The sequence below is a fragment of the Paraburkholderia sartisoli genome, from assembly GCF_900107685.1.
GTDB lineage: Bacteria > Pseudomonadota > Gammaproteobacteria > Burkholderiales > Burkholderiaceae > Paraburkholderia > Paraburkholderia sartisoli.
In genome coordinates, this window is the sequence record NZ_FNRQ01000001.1 from 1,386,808 (window position 1) to 1,409,311 (window position 22,504).

Annotated in this window: 20 protein-coding genes; 19 read left to right on the forward strand and 1 reads right to left on the reverse strand. The window is 62.8% G+C overall.

What is annotated here, in order from left to right; translation table 11 throughout:
- The first annotated feature begins 48 nt into the window (after positions 1 to 48).
- Together bamC and BLV45_RS06300 are read left to right on the forward strand one after the other, a co-directional pair.
- The gene (gene bamC, locus BLV45_RS06295) at positions 49 to 1,188 is read left to right on the forward strand and encodes an outer membrane protein assembly factor BamC (RefSeq protein WP_090530426.1); all 1,140 of its coding nucleotides are present in this window, start codon (positions 49 to 51) and stop codon (positions 1,186 to 1,188) included.
- A gap of 7 nt (positions 1,189 to 1,195) precedes the next feature.
- Positions 1,196 to 1,969, forward strand: a complete 774-nt coding sequence (locus BLV45_RS06300) for an MBL fold metallo-hydrolase (RefSeq protein ID WP_090530429.1) — start codon at positions 1,196 to 1,198, stop codon at positions 1,967 to 1,969.
- A 183-nt stretch (positions 1,970 to 2,152) separates the two neighbouring features.
- Here the strand turns inward: BLV45_RS06300 and BLV45_RS06305 are convergent, their stop codons facing one another.
- Positions 2,153 to 2,848 (reverse strand): Bax inhibitor-1/YccA family protein, encoded by a 696-nt coding sequence (locus BLV45_RS06305; RefSeq protein ID WP_090530432.1) that lies wholly within the window; start codon positions 2,846 to 2,848, stop codon positions 2,153 to 2,155.
- Between the two features lie 265 nt (positions 2,849 to 3,113).
- Between BLV45_RS06305 and ndk the strand changes: the two genes are divergently transcribed.
- The 17 genes from ndk (at position 3,114) to BLV45_RS06390 (ending at position 22,437) form a co-directional block, all read left to right on the forward strand.
- Entirely contained in the window at positions 3,114 to 3,539 is a 426-nt protein-coding gene (gene ndk / locus BLV45_RS06310; RefSeq protein WP_090530435.1) for a nucleoside-diphosphate kinase, read from the forward strand.
- Positions 3,540 to 3,659: 120 nt separating this feature from the next.
- A complete protein-coding gene (gene rlmN / locus BLV45_RS06315) occupies positions 3,660 to 4,811 on the forward strand; it encodes a 23S rRNA (adenine(2503)-C(2))-methyltransferase RlmN (RefSeq protein WP_090530438.1) in 1,152 nt (383 codons plus the stop codon).
- 184 nt (positions 4,812 to 4,995) lie between these two features.
- Entirely contained in the window at positions 4,996 to 6,066 is a 1,071-nt protein-coding gene (locus BLV45_RS06320; RefSeq protein ID WP_090530440.1) for a helix-turn-helix domain-containing protein, read from the forward strand.
- A gap of 83 nt (positions 6,067 to 6,149) precedes the next feature.
- Positions 6,150 to 7,466, forward strand: a complete 1,317-nt coding sequence (ispG, locus tag BLV45_RS06325; protein ID WP_090530443.1) for a flavodoxin-dependent (E)-4-hydroxy-3-methylbut-2-enyl-diphosphate synthase — start codon at positions 6,150 to 6,152, stop codon at positions 7,464 to 7,466.
- A 33-nt stretch (positions 7,467 to 7,499) separates the two neighbouring features.
- Complete coding sequence (hisS, locus tag BLV45_RS06330; protein ID WP_090530446.1) at positions 7,500 to 8,849, forward strand: histidine--tRNA ligase; 1,350 nt, start codon at positions 7,500 to 7,502, stop codon at positions 8,847 to 8,849.
- 72 nt (positions 8,850 to 8,921) lie between these two features.
- Entirely contained in the window at positions 8,922 to 9,551 is a 630-nt protein-coding gene (locus BLV45_RS06335) for a tetratricopeptide repeat protein (protein ID WP_090530449.1), read from the forward strand.
- Between the two features lie 63 nt (positions 9,552 to 9,614).
- Positions 9,615 to 10,760, forward strand: coding sequence for an outer membrane protein assembly factor BamB (gene bamB, locus BLV45_RS06340; protein ID WP_090530451.1), 1,146 nt, complete (start codon positions 9,615 to 9,617; stop codon positions 10,758 to 10,760).
- Between the two features lie 469 nt (positions 10,761 to 11,229).
- Positions 11,230 to 12,567, forward strand: coding sequence for a ribosome biogenesis GTPase Der (gene der / locus BLV45_RS06345; RefSeq protein WP_090530456.1), 1,338 nt, complete (start codon positions 11,230 to 11,232; stop codon positions 12,565 to 12,567).
- Positions 12,568 to 12,717: 150 nt separating this feature from the next.
- A complete protein-coding gene (gene hfq / locus BLV45_RS06350; protein ID WP_006051315.1) occupies positions 12,718 to 12,954 on the forward strand; it encodes an RNA chaperone Hfq in 237 nt (78 codons plus the stop codon).
- A gap of 58 nt (positions 12,955 to 13,012) precedes the next feature.
- Positions 13,013 to 14,200 (forward strand): GTPase HflX, encoded by a 1,188-nt coding sequence (hflX, locus tag BLV45_RS06355; RefSeq protein ID WP_090530459.1) that lies wholly within the window; start codon positions 13,013 to 13,015, stop codon positions 14,198 to 14,200.
- Positions 14,201 to 14,249: 49 nt separating this feature from the next.
- Complete coding sequence (gene hflK, locus BLV45_RS06360; RefSeq protein WP_090530462.1) at positions 14,250 to 15,653, forward strand: FtsH protease activity modulator HflK; 1,404 nt, start codon at positions 14,250 to 14,252, stop codon at positions 15,651 to 15,653.
- An 11-nt stretch (positions 15,654 to 15,664) separates the two neighbouring features.
- A complete protein-coding gene (gene hflC, locus BLV45_RS06365) occupies positions 15,665 to 16,573 on the forward strand; it encodes a protease modulator HflC (RefSeq protein ID WP_090530465.1) in 909 nt (302 codons plus the stop codon).
- 46 nt (positions 16,574 to 16,619) lie between these two features.
- The gene (locus tag BLV45_RS06370) at positions 16,620 to 16,811 is read left to right on the forward strand and encodes a DUF2065 domain-containing protein (RefSeq protein WP_090531217.1); all 192 of its coding nucleotides are present in this window, start codon (positions 16,620 to 16,622) and stop codon (positions 16,809 to 16,811) included.
- A 204-nt stretch (positions 16,812 to 17,015) separates the two neighbouring features.
- A complete protein-coding gene (locus tag BLV45_RS06375; RefSeq protein WP_090530467.1) occupies positions 17,016 to 18,167 on the forward strand; it encodes an ATP phosphoribosyltransferase regulatory subunit in 1,152 nt (383 codons plus the stop codon).
- Positions 18,168 to 18,313: 146 nt separating this feature from the next.
- Entirely contained in the window at positions 18,314 to 19,660 is a 1,347-nt protein-coding gene (locus BLV45_RS06380; protein WP_090530470.1) for an adenylosuccinate synthase, read from the forward strand.
- A 3-nt stretch (positions 19,661 to 19,663) separates the two neighbouring features.
- On the forward strand, positions 19,664 to 20,251 hold the full coding sequence (locus tag BLV45_RS06385) for a phosphoribosyltransferase (protein ID WP_090530473.1): 588 nt from the start codon (positions 19,664 to 19,666) through the stop codon (positions 20,249 to 20,251).
- A gap of 299 nt (positions 20,252 to 20,550) precedes the next feature.
- Positions 20,551 to 22,437 (forward strand): potassium transporter Kup, encoded by a 1,887-nt coding sequence (locus BLV45_RS06390; protein ID WP_090530476.1) that lies wholly within the window; start codon positions 20,551 to 20,553, stop codon positions 22,435 to 22,437.
- Positions 22,438 to 22,504: the final 67 nt, after the last annotated feature.

Consider the following 22,504-nt stretch of genomic DNA (forward strand, 5'->3'; position numbering starts at 1 on the left):
TTCCCGGCATCGAACCAGGCAACGCGTTCCAGCATCACGAAGGACTTCATGAAACGTTCTGCACTTTCCCTCCACGCAACCCGCATGGCGGCGCTGGCGCTTGCCCTTGTTACGCTCGCCGGCTGCGACACGCTGAACGACTGGTTTTCGTCCGACAAGGTGAACTACAAGGTCGCGGGCAGCGCGCCGCCGCTCGCCGTGCCGAGCGACCTGTCGACCGCCCAGGTCGACCAGCGCTATGTGGCGCCGCCGGTCGATGCCGCGCTGGGCGGCGCGCCGGAACGCGCGGTGACGCCGGCCGGCAACCGGACGGAAGGCGTGCCGAACGCGCAGGATCCGCTCGGCATGCACATCGAGCGTGACGGCGACCGCCGCTGGCTCGTGGTCGACGGCCGCTCGCCCGAGCAGCTCTGGCCGCAGCTGCAGGCGTTCTGGCAGGACAACGGTTTCTCGCTGACAACCGACGCACCCTCCACCGGCATCATGTCGACCGACTGGGCCGAGAACCGCGCGAACATTCCGGACGACTGGTTCCGCCGCACGATCGGCAAGGTGGTCGATTTCGCGTACTCGTCGGGCACACGTGACCGTTTCCGCACGCTGGTTTCGCGTGGCGGTGCCGACACGACGGATATCTCGATCACGCACAGCCAGATGGAAGAAATGCTGACGGGTCAGGACAAGACGTCGTCGCGCTGGGAAGAGCGTCCGCGCAACCCGACGCTCGAAGCGCTGTTCCTCGCGAAGCTGATGGAGAAGTTCGGTCTGACCGATGCGCAGGCCAAACAGCTGCTGACGGACGCACGCCCGTCGACGGCGCCGGTGAAGGTCGAGACGAGCGCGGGCAGCGCAACGCTCGATCTGCCGGAATCGTTCGACCGCGCATGGCTGCGGGTGGGTCTCGCACTCGATCGCACGAATTTCACCGTCGACAACCGCGACCGCGAGAAGGGCATTTATTACGTCCGCTACGCCGATTCGATGCAGGAACTGAAGAAGGAAGGTCTCTTCGGCAAACTGTTCTATAGCGGCAGCAGCACGAAGAAGCCCGCCCAGGAATTCCTCGTGAACGTGCGCTCGAAGGGCGATGCGATGACGCAGGTCGCAGTGCTCGACGCGAACGGCCAGGTGGATACGTCGTCGGACGCGCAGCACATTGTGTCGCTGCTGCATGCACAGCTGAACTAGGCGAACCGTGCGGTTCGCCAGTCTGGGAAGCGGCAGCGAGGGCAACGCGCTGCTCGTCGAAGCTCAATGCGGAACGACGACCACGCGTGTCCTGCTCGACTGCGGCTTTTCAGCGAAAGAAGTCGAACGGCGCCTCGCGCGCCTTGGCTTCGGCATCGACAGTCTCGATGCGATCCTGATCACGCACGAACATGGCGATCACATTGGCAGCGCGCTGACGCTGGCCCGCAAGGGGTCGATTCCGCTGTACATGAGCTGGGGCACGGCCCGCGCGGTCGGCGCCGACGAAGCCGACGTCGACCTGCACGTGTTGTGGGGTGACGAAGGCGTTGCAATCGGCGATCTCGGTGCGTTGCCGTACACGGTGCCCCACGACGCCCGCGAACCGCTGCAGTTCGTTTTCTCAGATGGCGCGAGCCGGCTTGGCGTGCTGACCGACGTCGGCACTTCGACGCCACACATCAGCGCCGTGCTGAGCGGCTGTGATGCGCTCGTGCTGGAATGCAACCATGACGCACAGATGCTGGCGGCGAGTCGCTACCCGCAGTCGCTGAAAGCGCGCATCGGTGGCAATCATGGGCACCTGAACAACGATGCGGCGGCTGAAATCCTGGCTTCCCTCGACCGGACGAAATTGCGGCATCTTGTTGCCGCCCATCTGAGCCAGCAGAACAATTCTCCGGAACTGGCCCAGGCTGCGATGGCGGCGGTGCTCGGCGCCGCGACGACAGACGTGATCATCGCCTCGCAGGATGACGGATTCGACTGGCTGGCTCTGTGAGTTTCATACGGGGTGCAGCTGGAGGTCGATAAGGCACGCAGAAACAAAAACGCCCATGACGGATGTCATGGGCGTTTTTGTTTCTGTCTGGCTGCCAGCTACGGTTTTTACTGCAATCGATGCTGGTTGCCGTGACCGGGATGGGTAATCAACCCGCCACCACCGGCCGTACTTTTGGTCGGATTAGTTCCGGTTGCCGCCGAAGATGCCAAGCAGCGCGAGCAGGTTGACGAAGACGTTGTAGAGGTCCAGATAGATCGCGAGCGTGGCCGAGATGTAGTTCGTTTCACCACCGTTCACGACGCGCTGGACGTCAAACAGCATGTAAGCCGAGAAAATCGCGATCGCGAGCACGGAGACCGTGAGCATCAGCGCAGGCAGGTGCAGGAACATGTTCGCGACCATCGCGAGCAGCAGCACGATCACGCCCATGAAGAGCCATTTGCCGAGACCCGAAAAATCGCGCTTGCTGACGGTAGCCACCGTCGCCATCGTGGCGAAGATCACACCGGTGCCACCAAACGCGAGCATGATCAGCGACGGACCGTTCGAGAACCCGAGGATGAAGCTCAGGAGCCGCGACAGCATCAGGCCCATGAAGAACGTGAAGCCGAGCAGCACGAAGACGCCGGTGCTGCTGTTCTTGGTTTTTTCGATCGCGAACATGAAGCCAAACGCGATGGCGAAGAATGCCAGCAGGCTCATGGCCGGACTGGTGGCGGCAAACAGCGAAAAACCGGTCGCGACACCCACCCACGCGCCGAGGACCGTCGGAATCATCGACAGCGCGAGCAGCCAGTAGGTGTTCCGGAGTACGCGGTTGCGGGTTTCGACCGTGCTGATCGTACCGGTGCGGCCGAAATTGTAGGGCGAATTCATGGTTTCTCCTTGCGTCAGACGCAGTGTTGCGCAGTGGTTGTACAGCCCGGCTGGCCGTGGCGGCACCCGCCGCTGGTCCGTACACCCTTAAGATTACCCCGAGACCGGCGAGTTTCAATAGCTGGCCAGACGGCGGATGGTGAGGTGCCGGACACTTTGTTAGAGTCTTACGGTGTTGTAAGGGTTCAATCGCAATCATATAACGGAACATGCTACAATAGACGATTCATTTGAATCTGTAACCTCTTAATTTTCTGGAGTTTTTATGGCGCTCGAACGCACCCTGTCGATTATCAAGCCCGACGCAGTGGCAAAGAACGTGATCGGTCAGATCTACAGCCGTTTCGAAAACGCTGGCCTCAAGATCGCCGCTTCGCGCATGGTCCACCTGTCGCGCGCTGATGCCGAGAAGTTCTACGCTGTACATGCCGCACGTCCGTTCTTCAAGGACCTCGTCGACTTCATGATCTCGGGTCCGGTGGTGGTTCAGGTTCTGGAAGGCGAAAACGCCATTCTTAAGCATCGCGACCTGATGGGCGCGACGGACCCGAAGAAGGCCGAAAAGGGCACGATCCGCGCTGATTTCGCGGACAGCATCGACGCGAACGCAGTCCACGGTTCGGACGCAGCCGAAACAGCCGCCGTCGAAATCGCATTCTTCTTCCCGGCAGTCAACGTTTACTCGCGTTAATCCGCGTAAGCGGCTGTCCAGGTAGTAAGGTAGAAGCAGCAGGAACGGGCGCGAACGGTACGGGCGTTCATGTGGCTTGTTGCATGAACGCAGGTTTGCACTGATATGGCAGGATTCGACATGGCGAGCAGTTCAACCGTCAACCTTCTCGATCTCGACGCACAGGGGCTCGTTGCATATTGCGACAGCCTCGGCGAAAAGCCGTTTCGCGCCAAGCAGTTGCAGCGCTGGATTCACCAGTACAACGCCGCCGATTTCGATGGCATGACCGATCTCGCAAAGTCCCTCCGCGAAAAGCTGAAGGGGCGCGCTGAGATTTCGATGCCCGAGATCACAAGCGATCATATTTCCACCGACGGCACACGCAAGTGGCTGATCGACGTCGGTAACGGCAACGCAGTCGAAACAGTCTTCATTCCGGAAGAGACGCGCGGAACGCTCTGCGTGTCGTCGCAGGCGGGATGTGCGGTCAACTGCCGTTTCTGCTCCACTGGCAAACAGGGTTTTTCCCGCAATCTCACCACCGGCGAAATCATCGGCCAGTTGCGCATGGCCGAATTTGCGCTGCGCGCGTCGCTCGGCTCGGCCGGCGGACGGGCGGTGGGCGGTGAAGGCAAGGGCGAGCGGGTCGTCACGAACGTCGTGATGATGGGCATGGGCGAGCCGCTGCTCAATTACGATGCCGTCGTGCCGGCCATGCGCCTGATGCTCGACGACAATGCGTATGGCCTGTCGCGCCGCCGCGTCACGCTGTCCACGTCGGGTGTGGTGCCGATGATGGACCGCCTGGGCGCGGATCTGCCCGTTGCACTCGCGGTCTCGCTGCACGCGCCGAACGACGCGTTGCGCGACGAACTGGTGCCGCTGAACAGGAAGTATCCGTTGCGTGAGTTGATGGCTGCCTGCCAGCGTTATCTGAAGGTCGCGCCGCGCGATTTCATTACATTTGAATACTGCATGCTCGACGGTGTGAACGACACTGAACAGCATGCACGCGAACTGCTGGCCGTCACGCGTGACGTGCCGTGCAAGTTCAATCTGATTCCGTTCAACCCGTTTCCGGAATCGGGGCTTCTGCGCTCGAAGCAGGAGCAGATCAAACGGTTTGCGCAGGTGCTGATGGATGCAGGTGTCGTCACCACGGTGCGCAAGACTCGTGGCGACGATATCGATGCTGCCTGCGGTCAGCTGGCGGGTGCGGTCAAGGACCGCACGCGTCTTGCCGAACGCACCGGGAAGGCGGCGAAAATCATCGAAGTTCGCGCGATTTGAGCATGGCGGAGTCCTTGTGACTTCGAGACGTCGGGTGAATTGAAAAGAAAGTTTGCAAAATCGATCGGAAGCGGCGCAGAACGCCGCACATTTTGTTATAAACGGTCTGCGAATCCGAACCGATGCCTGAAAGGTGGGGACGGATCGTAAGAGTGAAAAAAGAATCGACGCGAAAGGATTTGGGATGAGTGAGCCGCAGCACCCGCAGCCGCATGACAATGAGACGAACGCCGGCCGTCCAGCACCGGCCGTCGCACCGGCGGTGGCGCAGCCCGCGCTGGAATCGCTTGCGGCAGTCGGGGCGCGGCTGACCCAGTTGCGCGAGTTGAAGGGCTGGTCGATCGAGGACGTGTCCTCGCGCCTGAAGGTCTCGCCGGCCAAACTGCGCGCACTCGAAAGCGGCGATGTCAGCCAGTTGCCGGACACGACGTTCGCGCTCGGCGTGGTGCGCAGCTACGCGAAAATGCTCGGCACCGATCCCGCGCCGTTCAGTCAGGCGCTGCGTCGCGTCAGGGGCGTGCCGGAACCGGATCTGTCGATGCCGGCTTCGTCGGGCCGCGATTTGCCGCGAGGCCGCGTATCGCTTTCCCTCGGCAACAGCGCGGCGAAATCGCGTTCGTGGCTGTGGGGCGTGGCCGCGGTGATCGTTGCAGTCATTGCGCTCGCGATGTGGCACACGAATGGCGGCGACTCGTCGGCGTGGCTCGCGCGGCTGAAGGCCGACGCGAATGGCGCAGCGGGTAGTGCGACCGGCGCATCTGGCGCCGTCGCGCAGGATCAGGACGCTGCTTCAGCAACAGTGGCGGGTGAGGAGGCGGCACCTGCATCGGGCGCCCAGGTTGCGACGGACAGTAGCGCATCTCAGGCGACGCCGATGCCGGCGCCGCTCGCGACCAGTGTTTCGCCGGCGCCCCCGGGCGCCCAGGCGGCACAGCCAGCCGCCGTTGCGCCGGTGGCGAGCGCGCCGCGGCAGGCGTCCGCGGCGGAAGCGGCAGCGCCAGCGGAAGGCCAGGCGACGGTGGGTATCAAGGTGACACAGGACAGCTGGTTCAGCGTGCGGCAGAAGGACGGCAAGGAAGTATTCTCTGGCCTCGTCCACGCGGGTGAATCGAAGGAAATTGCTGGCGAGCCGCCGTTCAAGGTTACGGTGGGCAACAAGGCGGGACTGGATTCGATGTCGCTCGATGGCCAGGCGGTCGATCCGGGCAAGTACGCGTCAGCAAAGGGCAACGTGGCTCGTTTCGCGTTGCCTTGAAACAGGGTACGCGTCGCGGCAGGTTAGCCGCGACGCTTTTTCAATTCTGGCGGCGCGTTTTGCGCGCGGCGCCTGCGGTGTAAATGGGTCTTTCGATGCACTCCGAAGCTCAATCCCCTTCCAGCAGCAAGATTGTTTCAACCGATCCGGTTTTTGGCGGCCAGGCGCCGCGCCGTTCGTCGCATGCGGTAGACGTGCGCTGGGGCGGCCAGATCGTCACGATCGGTGGCGATTCGCCCGTGCGTGTGCAGTCGATGACCAACACCGACACCGCGGATGCGATCGGCACGGCGATCCAGATCAAGGAACTCGCGCAGGCCGGTTCCGAGCTCGTGCGTATCACGGTGAACACGCCGGAAGCGGCCGCAGCCGTCCCGGCAGTGCGTGAGCAACTCGACCGGATGGGCGTGACGGTGCCGCTCGTCGGCGATTTTCACTACAACGGTCACCTGCTGTTGCGCGACTATCCGGCATGCGCCGAGTCGCTGTCGAAGTACCGGATCAATCCGGGTAATGTCGGCCACGGCGCGAAGCGCGACACGCAGTTCGCGCAGATGATCGAAGCCGCGATCCAGTACGACAAGCCGGTGCGTATCGGCGTCAACTGGGGCAGCCTCGATCAGGACCTGCTCGCGAAGATGATGGACGAAAACGCGACGCGTTCCACGCCGTGGGAAGCACAGAGCGTCATGTACGAAGCGCTGATCCAGTCCGCGATCGGTTCGGCGGAGCGCGCGGTCGAGCTCGGCCTGAGCCGCAACAAGATCATTCTGTCGTGCAAGGTCAGCGGCGTGCAGGATCTGATCGCCGTGTATCGTGAGCTCGCGCGCCGTTGTGAATTCGCGCTGCACCTCGGCTTGACGGAAGCCGGCATGGGTTCGAAGGGTATCGTTGCTTCGACGGCCGCGTTGTCCGTGCTGCTGCAGCAGGGCATCGGCGACACGATCCGCATTTCGCTGACGCCGGAACCGGGCGCGTCGCGTACCGGTGAGGTGATCGTCGGTCAGGAAATCCTGCAGACGATGGGCCTGCGTTCGTTCACGCCGATGGTGATCGCGTGCCCGGGTTGCGGCCGTACCACCAGCACGCTGTTCCAGGAACTCGCGTCGCAGATCCAGACGTATCTGCGCACGCAGATGCCGATGTGGCGCGATACGTATCCTGGCGTCGAGAAGATGCACGTCGCCGTGATGGGCTGCATCGTGAACGGTCCGGGCGAGTCGAAGCAGGCGAACATCGGCATCAGCCTGCCGGGCTCTGGCGAGAACCCTGCGGCACCGGTGTTCATCGACGGCGAAAAGGTCAAGACGCTGCGCGGCGAGCGCATCGCGGAAGAATTCCAGCAAATCGTGAGCGACTACGTCGAGCGCACTTACGGCCGTGCCGAAGTCGCCAACTAGATCGCTCAACCAGGATCGTCAGATAGAACACAGATGACTGAACAGAAGAAGAAACTCGAGAAGCTCTCCGGCGTGAAGGGCATGAACGACATCCTTCCGCAGGATGCCGGGTTGTGGGAATTTTTTGAATCGACCGTGAAGTCGATGTTGCGTTCGTATGGATACCAGAATATCCGCACGCCGATCATCGAGCACACACAGCTGTTCACGCGCGGTATCGGTGAAGTCACCGACATCGTCGAAAAAGAGATGTACAGCTTCACCGACGCGCTGAACGGCGAAAACCTGACGATGCGCCCGGAAAACACGGCGGCGGTCGTGCGCGCGTCGATCGAGCACAACATGTTGTACGACGGCCCGAAGCGCCTGTGGTATATCGGCCCGATGTTCCGTCACGAGCGTCCGCAGCGCGGGCGTTATCGCCAGTTCCATCAGGTCGGCGTCGAGGCACTCGGTTTCGCGGGTCCGGATACGGACGCGGAAATCATCATGATGTGCCAGCGTCTCTGGGACGATCTCGGGTTGATGGGCATCAAGCTCGAAATCAACTCGCTGGGTCTCGCTGACGAGCGCGCCGCGCATCGCGTCGAACTCATCGCGTATCTCGAGAAGCACATGGACGTGCTCGACGAAGAGGCGAAGCGCCGTCTCTACACGAACCCGCTGCGCGTGCTCGACACGAAAAATCCGGCGCTGCAGGACGTCGCGCAGAACGCGCCGAAGCTGATCGATTTTCTTGGCGACGAATCGCGTACGCATTTCGAAGGGCTTCAGCGCATTCTGAAAGCGAACAATATCCCGTTCAAGATCAATCCGCGTCTTGTACGGGGTCTCGATTACTACAATCTGACGGTGTTCGAGTGGGTGACCGATAAACTCGGCGCACAGGGCACCGTGGCGGCCGGCGGTCGCTACGACCCGCTGATCGAGCAGCTGGGCGGCAAGCCGACGGCTGCGTGCGGCTGGGCCATGGGCATCGAGCGCATTCTCGAATTGCTGAAGGAAGAGAAGCTCGTACCCGAGGACGAAGGCTGCGACGTGTACCTCGTGCATCAGGGCGACGCGGCACGCGAACAGGCGTTTATCATCGGCGAGCGGTTGCGCGATACGGGTCTCGACGTGATCCTGCATTGCAGCCCGGATGGCCAGTCGGCCAGCTTCAAGTCGCAGATGAAACGTGCTGATGCAAGCGGTGCGGCCTTCGCGGTGATCCTGGGTGAAGATGAGATCGCGAACGGCACGGTCGGCGTGAAACCGCTGCGCAAAACCGGTTCCGAAGGCGCAAAAAGCGAACAGCAGAACGTGCCGGCCGAAGACTTGACCGAATTTCTAATCAATGCGATGGTTGCATCCGCCGACGAAGGCGATGACGGCGACGACTGATCGCGCGGTGTGCTGAACGCAGCGTGAAGTACGACAAAGACAAAGTATCAAGGAAGAAGGAATCGCCTCGCGATGAGTTACCACGACGAACAAGAATCGATTGAAAGCGTAAAGGCATGGTGGTCGCAGTGGGGTAATGCAACCACGTGGATCGTGCTGGTCGTGCTCGCCGCCGCAGCGGCCTGGAACGGCTGGCATTTCTGGCAACGTCGTCAGGCGGCCGAAGCGGCTGTGCTGTACGACCAGGTCCAGCAGTCGCTCGCTTCGGGCGACAAGGCGAGGATCACCCGCGTCGCGGCCGACATGGAAGACAAGTTCAGCGGCACCGCCTACGCGCAGATGACCGCACTCGGCGCGGCGAAGGCGTTCTACACCGCGGGCGACGAACCGGCAGCGAAGGCCCAGTTGCAATGGGCCGTCGATCACGCGAAGGACGACGAGTTCAAGCAGATCGCGAAATTGCGCCTCGCTTCGCTGCTGCTCGACGAGAAGGCCTATGATGCAGGGCTCGCGTTGCTGGCCGAGCCGCAGTCCGACGCGTTCAAGGGCGTCGTGGCGGACGGCCGTGGCGACCTGCTCGCGGCCGAGGGCAAGCGCGACGATGCACGCGCAGCCTACAAGCTTGCGCTCGACACGCTGTCGAAGAACGACACGTCGACGCGTCAGTTGATCCAGTTCAAGCTGGACGCGCTCGGCGGCTGACCGGCGCGTCGCGTGATCAACTGGCTCCATTTGATAAATCCTCAATTAATGCTTCGTCCACCGATGAATCTGCTGAAACGTTACGCTGTGCCCGTTGCCTGTGCGATGACCGTCCTTACGATGGCGGCTTGCTCATCCACGAAAGACGAGCGCCGCGTGCCGACGCCGCTCACCGAGTTCAAGCCCGTGCTCGACGTGCAGCAGACGTGGAAGTCGAGCGTCGGCAAGGCCGGCCGCTACCTGTTCGCGCCGGTCGCCGTCGGGAACGCGGTGTATGCGGCAGGTGCGAACGGCTCGGTCGCGAAGATCGACGCGCAAACCGGCAAGGACATCTGGCGTACGAAGGTCGACGACGATCTTTCCGCGGGTGTCGGCAGTGATGGCAATCTGACCGCCGTCGGCGCGCTGAAGGGCGGTGTCTTCGTGCTCGGCCCGGACGGCAAGCTATTGTGGAAGGGCATCGCGCCGGGCGAAATCATTTCGCCGCCGCTCGTTGGCAATGGCCTCGTTATCGTTCGCACCGTGGACGGCCAGATCACGGCCTTCAACGCGCAGACGGGCGAGCAGAAATGGAATTACCGCAATCGCGCGGTGCCGCTCAACCTGCGGGTGTCGTCGGGTATGACGTTCGCGGGCGATCAGGCCGTGCTGGCCGGCTTCCCGGGTGGCGGGTTCGCCGCGATCAACCTGCAGACGGGCGACGCGTTCTGGCAGACGCCGGTGTCGTATCCGAAGGGCGTGACGGAAGTCGAGCGTATCAACGACGTGACCGGTGCGCCGGCGCTCGTTGGCGCGCAAACCTGCGCGGTGACGTTCCAGGGCCAGATTGGCTGTTTCGACGCGAATTCGGGCCGCGCCGTGTGGGAGCATAAATTCTCGAGCACGAGCGGTGTCGCGGAAGATGACACCGTCGTGGTCGCGGGTGACGACTGGGCGGTCATGCATGCGTTCGACGCCGTAACCGGCCGTCCGCTGTGGACCAACGACAAGCTGAAGAGCCGCGACGTCGGCGTGCCGTTCCTGCTGGGGCACGCAGCCGTTGTGGGCGATTTCCAGGGCTACGTTCACTTCCTGTCGCGTGACGACGGTTCGTTCGTTGCCCGCATGAAGACCGATGGCAGCGCGATTACCGCCGCCCCGGTCCTCGCTGGCGACACACTCGTCGTGCAGACGCATGACGGCGACCTGTACGGTTTCCGTCCGCGCTGATCGCACTGATCACACACGCAGCTTCGTTCGATCTGATCGACGTGCTGGCCGGCTTTGCCGGCCGCACGTATTTCTGGCGTAGCCTCATGCGCCGCGCCCATGTGGGAAATGGAGATACAGGCTGCCGGCCCGGCTGGTCCGGCGGCCCAGTAAAAAGCAGTATCCGGGTGGCGCGGTGGGTGTACGCCTGTCGCGAAACGCGACGCCCGGTTCAGGCGCAGTCCGCAACGCTGGATCCGCAGACGCCCGAGGCCTCACGCATGCCGCACGCAGTGCCTGCGCACGTCGTATGAAGGCCGCGCCAGCCAGCCAGTTCTTCGTCGGCCGGGAGATGCACCGATGGTTCGCATCCCGGGTGTGACCGATTTCGTGATAATTTTTGTCAAACGCAGCCTGCGGGCAGTCATGTGGCATCGCCGCACGGCCCGTCGAGTTTCTCGACCTTGCGTTTCACCGTGAACAACATCTGATGAAACCCGTTATTGCCCTCGTCGGGCGCCCCAATGTGGGGAAATCCACGCTGTTCAACCGTCTCACGCGCTCGCGTGACGCGCTCGTCGCCGATCTGCCAGGGCTCACGCGCGACCGTCACTACGGCGAGGGGCGCACGGGCGAGCGGCCCTATCTGGTCGTCGACACGGGCGGCTTCGAGCCGGTCGCGAAGGACGGCATCCTGCACGAAATGGCGCGCCAGACGCGCCAGGCGGTGGAGGAGTCGGACGTCGTCGTGTTTATCGTCGACGGCCGCAATGGCCTCGCGCCGCAGGACAAGTCGATTTCCGACTATCTGCGCAAGACCGGCCGGCCGGTTTTCCTCGTCGTCAACAAGGCCGAAGGCATGAAGTACAGCGCGGTGGCCGCTGACTTCTACGAACTCGGCCTCGGCGACCCGCGCGCGATTTCCGCGGCGCACGGCGACGGCGTGACGGAAATGATCAACGAGGCGCTCGGCGTCGCGTACGCGGGTCATCCGGAAGAGGAGGACGAAGACAAGGACGCGCGCGGCATCAAGATCGCGATCGTCGGACGCCCGAACGTTGGCAAGTCGACGCTCATCAACACGCTGGTCGGCGAAGACCGCGTGATCGCGTTCGACATGCCCGGCACCACGCGCGATTCGATCTACGTCGACTTCGAGCGCCAGGGCAAGAACTACACGCTGATCGACACGGCGGGCCTGCGCCGGCGCGGCAAGGTGTTCGAGGCGATCGAGAAATTCTCGGTGGTGAAGACGCTGCAGTCGATCTCGGACGCGAACGTCGTGATCCTGCTGCTCGACGCGCGCCAGGATATTTCGGAGCAGGACGCGCACATCGCCGGTTTCGTCGTCGAACAGGGGCGGGCGCTGGTGGTCGGCGTGAACAAATGGGACGGTCTCGATTCGCACGTGCGCGAGCGCACGAAAGCGGATCTGGAGCGCAAGCTAAAATTTCTCGACTTCGCCAAATTCCACTTCATTTCGGCAGCGGAAAAAACGGGTATCGGCCAGCTGATGCGATCGGTCGACGATGCCTACGCCGCCGCCATGGCGAAGCTGCCGACGCCGAAGCTGACCCGCGCGCTGATCGACGCGGTCGAGTTCCAGCAGCCGCGACGTCGTGGGCCGGTGCGTCCGAAGTTGCGCTACGCGCATCAGGGTGGACAGAACCCGCCGATCATCGTGATTCATGGCAACGCGCTCGACGCGATTACCGAAACCTATAAGCGCTACCTTGAAAACCGCTTCCGGGAAACTTTTGGGCTGACCGGGACTCCATTGCGCATAGAGTTCCGTTCGTCGACGAACCCTTACGCGGACAAAGGCTGAAACGCTGAAACCCGCGTGTGTGTTGGGTTTGGCCGGATGGCCAGGCCGCTCGCGCAAAAACAAAAATCGGCTATAGTGTAGCGGTTGACGGCGAATTTCTTTTTCTTCGCCGTCAATTTAGTCAACCTGCAAAAAAATACGGAGTTTGCTATGAGCAACAAAGGGCAATTGTTACAAGACCCGTTTTTGAACGCACTGCGCAAAGAGCACGTGCCGGTCTCGATCTATCTGGTCAACGGCATCAAGCTTCAAGGGAACATCGAATCGTTCGACCAGTACGTCGTGTTGCTCCGGAATACGGTTACCCAGATGGTCTACAAGCACGCAATCTCGACAGTCGTGCCGGCCCGTCCGGTGAATTTCCACCCGGATTCTGAACAGTCCTAACCCTTCGTCGCGGCCGGCATGACATCGCCAGTCGGCGATCTCTCCCGGCCGCTTCATTTTGATACCCTCCAATTTGACCCACGCAGCGCTTGTCGGTATCGACTTCGGAAAGATCGATTTCGAAGCCAGTCTCGAAGAACTCAGCCTGCTCGCGCAAAGCGCGGGCGCGAATCCTGTAGTCACCCTCACCGGACGCCGGTCCGCCCCTGACGCGAAGATGTTCGTCGGCAGCGGCAAGGCCGAGGAACTGCGTCTTGCGTGTGAGGCGAACGACATCGAAATCGTCATCTTCAATCACGCACTGGCCCCCGCGCAGCAGCGTAATCTGGAGCAGGCGCTTAACAGGCGCGTGATCGACCGGACGAGCCTGATCCTCGACATCTTCGCGCAACGCGCCCGCAGCCACGAAGGCAAGCTGCAGGTCGAGCTCGCGCAACTGCAGTATCTCGCCACGCGGCTGATCCGCGCATGGACCCACCTCGAGCGTCAGAAGGGCGGTATTGGCCTGCGCGGTCCGGGTGAAACGCAGCTCGAAACCGACCGTCGCCTGATTGGCGAGCGCATCAAGGCGCTCAAGTCGCGGCTCGAGAAGCTGCGCCGCCAGCATGGCACGCAGCGCCGGCAGCGCGAGCGCAACCGCACGATGTCGGTGTCGCTCGTGGGCTATACGAACGCGGGCAAGTCCACGCTCTTCAACGCGCTGACGAAGGCGCAGGCCTACGCAGCCGACCAGCTGTTCGCCACGCTCGATACCACGTCGCGCCGGGTGTATCTCGGCGACGAAGTCGGTCAGGTGGTGGTGTCCGATACGGTCGGCTTCATCCGCGAACTGCCTCACCAGCTGGTGGCCGCTTTCCGCGCGACGCTCGAGGAAACCGTTCACGCCGATCTGCTGCTGCATGTCGTCGATGCGTCGAGCGCCGTGCGGCTCGACCAGATCGACCAGGTGAATGTCGTGCTTCATGAAATCGGCGCGGACGCGATCCGGCAGGTGCTGGTCTTCAACAAGATCGACGCCGTGCCTGAGCTGGCGGCCCGCGGCGACACGGTCGAAAGGGATGAGTATGGTAATATTTCGCGCGTCTTTTTGAGCGCGCGCACCGGGCAGGGGCTGGACACACTGCGCGCTGCCATCGCCGAAATCGCGACCGCCGAATATCTTTCCGACCGGGAACGTCCATTGCCGGAAGAAGACCGGCCAGCGGCACCAACCGACGACCGCAAGGTCCCAGAACTCGGGCACTGACCCGTTCCAATTGCATTGACCGGCTGTCTACTCTGGTGAACGAACACAGGTGAACGATTACAACGAGCGGAGTACATGGCTGCGCGTGCGCGCCATTTTCTCGATGAACGATCCGCGCTGGGGCCGGGGCGATGGCAATGGCGACAAGCAACGTCCGAACGATCCGAAGCGACCGCAAAACGGCAAGAATGGCGAAAGCCCGCCTGATCTCGACGAGATGTGGCGTGATTTCAACCGGCGCCTGTCGCGCGTGTTCGGCCGCAAGGGCAACGGCTCGGGCAACGGTTCAGGCAGCGGCGAGCGCCGGCCCGACAACGGCCGCGGCACGCGCATTGGCGTGGGCATCGTCATCGGCGTGTTCATCGCGATCTGGCTGGGCAGCGGCGTGTTCGTCGTGCAGGATGGCCAGGTCGCCGTCGTGTCGCAGTTCGGCCAGTATCGTCTGACGGCCGGCCAGGGCGTCCACTGGCGTCTGCCGTATCCGTTCGATTCGCACGAAATGGTCAACGTCGCCCAGGTGCGCTCGGTCGAGATCGGTCGCAACAACGTCGTGCGCGCGCCCAATGTGAAAGACGCATCGATGCTGACGCACGACGGCGATATCGTCGACGTGCGCTTCTCGGTGCAATACCAGATCCGCAAGCCGACCGACTATCTGTTCCGCAGCGTCGATCCCGATCAGACCGTGACGCAGAGCGCGCAGGCCGCGGTACGCGAAATCGTCGGGGCTCGCAGTACGGACAGCATCCTCGGTCAGGATCGCGAAGCAGTCCGTCTGCAGCTCACCGATTCCATCCAGCGTTCGCTCGACGAATTCCACACGGGTCTTGCCGTCACCGGCGTGACGATTCAGGGCGTGACGCCGCCCGAGCAGGTCCAGCCCGCCTTCGACGATGCCGCGAAGGCTCAGCAGGATCGCGAGCATGCGAAGGCTGCCGCGCAGGCCTATGCGAACGACCTGTTGCCGCGTGCGCAGGCCGACGCCGCCCGCATGCTCGACGATGCGCATGCATACAGTGACCGTGTCGTGGCTCAGGCGCAAGGCGATGTCGAGCGCTTCAACCAGGTCTACGCGCAATACTCGAAAGCGCCCGCCGTGATCCGCGAGCGCATGTACCTGGATACCATGCAGCACATCTACTCGAATACGACGAAGGTGTTCGTCGACAGCAAGTCGGCGAACAACGTGCTGTATCTGCCGCTCGACAAGCTCGTCGAACAGACCCGTCAACGGACCGCCGCCGCCGCGAACGATGCGCAGGCCGGTTCGGGCGCGTCCGCGGCAACGCCGCAGGGCGCGAACGGCACCGCCGCAACTACCGCTGCGTCGCAGCCCGCCTCGGGCGCGGCGGCCGTGCCGGCCAGCGGCGCAAGCCAGGCGGCCGCGGCCAGTGACGCGTTCCGTTCGCGTGATTCGTTCCGTAGTCGCGATCGCGACGAAGAACTGCAATAAGGAGCGCGAACATGAACCGAATCATTGCGCTCGTCATTGCTGTTGTGATCGTGCTGTTTGCCGCGTCGTCGATGGTCTATGTGGTCGACCAGCGTCATGTGGCTGTCGTGTCGGCGCGTGGCGACGCGGCACCCACGCTCGTCGGCCCGGGCATGCATGTGAAATTGCCGCCGCCGCTGCAGACCGCGACGCTCGTCGATACGCGCATCCAGTCCGTCGACGCACCGGACGCCGATCGCTATGTCACGTCCGACAAGATCGACATTCTCGTGAACCCCGTGATTCGCTATCGCGTGACCGATCCGCTGAAGCTCTTCGCCGATACGAAGGGTGACGCGCAGGCGTTGCCTGAACGTCTCGCGACGATGTCGCGCGACGCGCTTGGCGGCGTCTTCGCAAAGGTCACGCTTGCCGATGCGCTGGCAAAGCAGCAGGACATCGCGAGCGAGGCGCGTACGGCGATGCAGAAGGCCACGGCGCCGCTTGGCATCGACGTGATCGACCTGCAGCTGACGCGCATCGATTTTCCGGCGGCCATGACCGACGCCGTCTACAAGCGCATGTCCGCGGCGCGTGAGCAGGTTGCGAGCGACGTGCGCGCGCAGGGTGCGACCGAAGCCGACAAGATCCGGGCGGATGCGGGCTTGCAGCAACAGAGCATCGTCGCGGACGCTTACCGGGACGCGCAGAAGATCAAGGGCGAGGGCGATGGCAACGCGGCGTCGATTGCTGCTGAAGCCTTTGGCCGCGACCCGCAGTTCTATGAGTTTTACCAGAGCATGCAGGCGTACCGGAACAGCTTCAAGCCGAACGACGTGATCGTGGTCGATTCAGGCAGCGACTTCTTCCGCTTCATGCGCAGCCCGACAGGCGGCACGTCGCCGGACGCCGCCGCTGCCGCGCCCGCCCGCAAACGCTGATTACCGGAGCGTCGCGCGCCTTGTGCCGCGCGGCGCCGTCATTCGAATGGATATAGCCGGCTCGTTATTGCTCGCGATCGCCCTGATGCTGATCATCGAGGGGATGTTTCCCTTTGTGTTTCCGACCGCCTGGCGCGACACGTTTCGTAGAATCGCGGAGCGGCCTGTGCATCAGGTGCGCATCGGTGGCCTGATCGTGATGGTGCTCGGGCTGGTTCTGCTGCTGATCGCAACATGAACGCCTCGTGAGCGCATCGTGAACGAAACCGGTGCGCGGCTGGTTCGCCAGCCGGGCGCGCCGCGAACGCGGGCAAGGTGCAAAACCGCACGCCATGGCCCGTGAGCAGCAGCGCTGAGGCTGCACCGGACACGCTTTTCGCCATTCACCCGTCACATACCGGCGCGCCCGCGCGTCCGTGTTCAACGTCGTAGGACTGTATCGATGTCGACCTGGTTACTTCCCGAGAATATTGCCGACGTGTTGCCGTCGGAGGCCCGCAAGATCGAAGAGTTGCGTCGCCGGTTGCTGGATCGTTTTCGCGCCTATGGCTACGAAATGGTCATGCCGCCGATGCTCGAATATCTCGAGTCGCTGCTGACGAGCGGCGGCAGCGACCTGAACCTGCGCACGTTCAAGCTCGTCGACCAGATGTCGGGCCGCACGCTCGGCCTGCGCGCCGACATCACGCCGCAGGTCGCGCGTATCGACGCCCATCTGTTGAACCGTCAGGGCGTGACGCGCCTGTGCTACGCGGGCAACGTGCTGCACACGCGTCCGCGCGGACTCTACGCAACGCGTGAGCAGATCCAGATCGGCGCCGAAATCTACGGTCATGCTGGCCTCGAAGCCGATCTCGAGATCCAGCAACTGATGCTCGACGCGCTGCGTCTTGCGGGTCTCGCCAAAGTGCGGCTCGATCTGTGCCATGCGGGCGTGCTCTCCGCGCTGATCGCGAACGAACCGAAAGCCGTTGCGCTGGGCGAGGCGCTCTACGACGCGCTCGCCGGCAAGGACGTGCCGCGTCTGGACGAACTGACCGCGGACCTGACCCCCGCGACACGCGACGCGCTGCGCGTCCTGCCGACGCTCTACGGCGACGCCTCGGTGCTCGCCGAAGCCCGCGCGCGCCTGCCGGCCACACCGGAAATCGCGCGTGCGCTCGATGACCTCGCGTTCCTCGCGGCGCAGGTCGACGGTGCCGAAGTGATGATCGATCTGGCCGACCTGCGCGGCTATGCGTACCACAGCAGCGTGATGTTCTCGGCGTACGTCGACGGCGTGCCGAACGCGGTGGCGCGCGGCGGACGTTACGACAAGGTCGGTGAAGCGTACGGTCGTGCGCGGCCCGCAACCGGCTTCTCGCTCGATCTGCGTGAAGTCGCGCGAATTTCGCCCGTCGAGGCGCGCAGCAGCGCGATCCTCGCGCCGTGGCAGCACGACGAGGCGCTGCGTGCGAGCGTCGTCGCGTTACGCGACGCCGGCGAAGTCGTGATCCAGGCGCTGCCGGGCCACGATCATGATCTCGATGAATTCGCGTGCGACCGCGTACTGGTCGAACGCAACGGTGCGTGGGTCGTCGAACCCCGTTCCTGAGCGCCGGAAAAGCCGGGCGTGGCGTGCCGCCGCGCCTTGTTCAAGATACCCAGAATAACGTCCATGCCGTTGAGCGGAAACGGAAAAAATCCGGAACCTTCCGCGAATATCGGTAGAATACGTTTTTAACCAGCTTACGAAACAACATGTCTGCCAGCGCAGTGAATGTGAACCCCGGGCGTAACGTCGTCGTCGTGGGAACCCAGTGGGGTGATGAGGGCAAGGGCAAGATCGTCGACTGGCTGACGGACCACGCCCAGGGCGTCGTCCGCTTCCAGGGCGGTCACAATGCCGGCCACACGCTCATCATCGGCGGCAAGAAAACCATCTTGCGTCTGATTCCGTCGGGCATCATGCATCCCGGCGTCGCGTGCTACATCGGCAATGGCGTCGTGTTGTCGCCGGAAGCGCTGTTCAAGGAAATCGGCGAACTCGAAGCCGCGGGCGTGGATGTTCAAAAGCGTCTGTTCATTTCCGAAGCCACCACCCTGATCCTCCCGTATCACATCGCCATCGACCAGGCGCGCGAAGCGCATCGCGGCGCGGGCAAGATCGGCACGACGGGGCGCGGTATCGGCCCGGCCTACGAAGACAAGGTCGCACGCCGTGGCCTGCGCGTGCAGGACCTGTTCGAGCCGGAAGCGTTCGCTGAACGCCTGCGCGAAAACCTCGACTTCCACAACTTCGTGCTGACGCAGTACCTCCGCGCACCGGCCGTCGACTTCCAGCAGACGCTCGACATGATGCTGGGCTACGCAGACCGTCTGAAGCCGATGGTCACCGACGTGTCGCGGCGTCTGTACGACGAAAATCACGCCGGCCACAATCTGCTGTTCGAAGGCGCGCAAGGCACGCTGCTCGACATCGATCACGGCACCTATCCGTTCGTCACGTCGAGCAACTGCGTGGCCGGTGCGGCCACGGCAGGCGCGGGCGTTGGTCCGCAAAAGCTGAACTACATCCTCGGCATCACGAAGGCGTATTGCACGCGCGTCGGTTCGGGCCCGTTCCCGAGCGAACTGTACGACGCGGATAACGCGAGCCGTCAGGAGCAGATCGGCCTCACGCTCGCCACGGTTGGCAAGGAATTCGGCTCGGTCACGGGACGTCCGCGCCGCACGGGCTGGCTCGATGCTGCCGCGCTGCGTCGCTCGATCCAGATCAACGGCGTGTCGGGCCTGTGCATCACGAAGCTCGACGTGCTCGACGGTGTCGACGAAGTCAAGCTGTGCGTCGGCTACAAGCTCGACGGCAAGGACGCCGATATCCTGCCGCGCGGTGCGTCGGAAGTCGCGCGTTGCGAACCGGTGTACGAGACGTTTGACGGCTGGAAGGAAAGCACCATCGGCATCACCGACTGGAACAGGCTGCCCGCAAAGGCGCGCGCGTACCTCACGCGCGTGCAGGAAGTGGCCGGCGTGCCGATTGACATGGTCTCCACGGGTCCGGACCGTGACGAAACCATTCTCCTTCGTCATCCGTTCAAGGTTTAAGTCATGACGCAGGGTGTGCCCATGATTGCGATGAAAGATCCGCGCAATGACGAAAAGAATCTTTGGGTCGGCTGGGACGAGTACCACCGTCTGATCGAATTGCTGGCGCTCGCGGTGCATGAGTCCGGCTGGAAGTTCGACAAGATCCTGTGCCTTGCGCGCGGCGGTCTGCGCGTCGGCGATCAGCTGTCGCGTATTTACGATCTGCCGCTGGCGATTCTCGCCACGAGTTCGTATCGCGAGGCAGCCGGCACCGAGCAGGGCGAACTCGACATCGCGCAGTACATCACGATGACGCGCGGCGAACTGTCGGGCAACGTGCTGCTCGTCGACGATCTGGTCGATTCCGGCGTGACGCTCGCACGCGTGCAGCAGCATCTGAAGGAGCGTTATCCGGCCATCACGGCGGTGCGCTCGGCCGTGCTGTGGTACAAGGGCTGCTCGAAAGTGACGCCCGATTATCACGTGCAGTACCTGCCCACGAATCCGTGGATCCATCAGCCGTTCGAGGAATGGGACACGGTTCGTCCGCATAATCTCGGCGCGTGGATCAAGCGCGGCACCGCGCAGGACACAGCGTCGAAAGTGTGATGACAGTACAGGCGATCACTACATGGTGTGTCGCATCGAAACGGAGCCTGGGAGGGCTCCGTTTTTTTTGACGTGTCCGCTGCACGACTGGCTGCGCAATCAGGGCGGCCGCAACGCCTGGCCAGTCGTTCAGCGCACGTGCCGGATAGTGTTTCAGCGAGGACAGACGCGCCTTTAGGGCGATGCTACACTGCGCGGACGGTCCTCGTGGTGTATCCGCAACATGCCGGCCGGTCGGTCACGACGGCCAGTTTAGAATAGCGCTCGCTTTTCCGATCAGGAACGGATTTTCCGCGTTTATGACAAATACCAACCACGGGCGCAGGCAGCCGCTGCCTTCTCTCGCTATCGCTGCGATCGGTGTGGTCTTCGGCGACATCGGCACGAGCCCGTTGTATTCGCTGAAGGAAGCGTTCTCTCCGTCGCACGGGATTCCGCTCACCGACGCATCCATTCTCGGCGTCATCTCACTGCTGTTCTGGGCGATCGTGATCGTCGTCGGCGTCAAGTACGTGCTGTTCGTGATGCGCGCCGACAATAACGGCGAGGGCGGCGTGCTGGCCCTGATGGCGCTCTCGTTAAGGTCGTTCGATCAATCGGGCAAGGCGGCCGGCATGCTGATGATGCTCGGCATCTTCGGCGCGTGCATGTTCTACGGCGACGCGGTGATCACGCCGGCCATCTCGGTGATGTCGGCGGTCGAAGGGTTGCAGATCGCGGCGCCGAAGCTGTCGCATCTCGTGATGCCGTTCACCATCGTCATTCTCATTCTGCTGTTCTGGATCCAGCGGCATGGCACCGCGCTCGTCGGACGCCTGTTCGGCCCGATCATGGTGTTGTGGTTCCTGACGATCGCGGCGCTCGGCCTGACGCACATCGTGCAGTCGCCGGGCATCATTGCCGCGCTCAATCCGTATTACGCGTTTTCGTTCATGTCGGCGCACGTGCTGCAGGCGTATGTCGTGCTCGGCTCGGTCGTGCTCGTGCTGACGGGTGCCGAAGCGCTCTATGCCGACATGGGTCACTTCGGCGCGAAGCCGATCCGGGTGGCCTGGTATGCGCTCGTGATGCCTTCGCTCGTGCTGAACTACTTCGGGCAGGGCGCGCTGCTGATGCACGATCCGAAAGCGATCGAGAATCCGTTCTTCCTGCTCGCACCCGACTGGGCGCTCCTGCCGCTCGTGGTCCTGTCGACGGTTGCGACGGTGATCGCCTCGCAGGCGGTGATTTCGGGCGCCTATTCGCTGACGAGCCAGGCGATCCAGCTGGGTTACGTGCCGCGCATGAAGATCCTGCACACGTCGGAACTGGCGATCGGGCAGATCTACGTGCCGGTCGTGAACTGGATGCTGCTCTTCATCATCCTGTGCATCGTGATCAGTTTCAAGAGCTCGGATAACCTCGCGGCGGCATACGGTATTGCCGTGACCGCGACGATGGTCATCACGACCGTGCTCGCGTGCGTCGTGATGGTGAAGGTGTGGAACTGGAACAAGCTGCTGGTGGCGCTCATCATCGCGGCGTTCATGACGATCGATCTCGGCTTCTTCGGCGCGAATCTGCTGAAGGTCGAGGAGGGCGGCTGGCTGCCGCTCGGCATCGGCGCGCTGCTGTTCTTCCTGCTGATGACGTGGTTCAAGGGCCGCATGATCGTCAAGGAACGCACGGCCGCCGACGGTATTCCGCTGATGCCGTTCCTGCAGGGGCTGCTCGCGCATCCGCCGCATCGCGTGTCGGGCACCGCGATCTATCTGACCGGCAGCGACACGCTCGTGCCCGTGAGCCTGCTGCACAACCTGAAGCACAACAAGGTGCTGCACGAACGCACGATTTTCCTGACGTTCGTCACGCGTGACATTCCGTATGTCAACGACGAAGAGCGCGTGACCGTGAAGGATCTTGAAGGTGGCCTGTATCTCGTGAAGGCAGCGTACGGCTTCAACGAAACACCGGACGTGAAGGCCGTGCTCCTCGACGTCGGCCGCACGCACGACATGACGTTTGAAATGATGGACACGTCGTTCTTCCTCGCCCGTGAAACGGTTGTGCCAACGCAGTTGCCCGGTATGTCGGTGTGGCGCGAACGCGTGTTCGCGTGGATGCATCAGAACGCCGCCAAGCCGACCGATTTCTTCAGCATTCCGGCGAATCGCGTCGTCGAACTGGGGACGAAGATCGAGATCTGAACGTCGCGCGATGAACAAAAAAAGCCCACGTATGTGGGCTTTTTTGTGTCTGATGCGGATGCAGCTG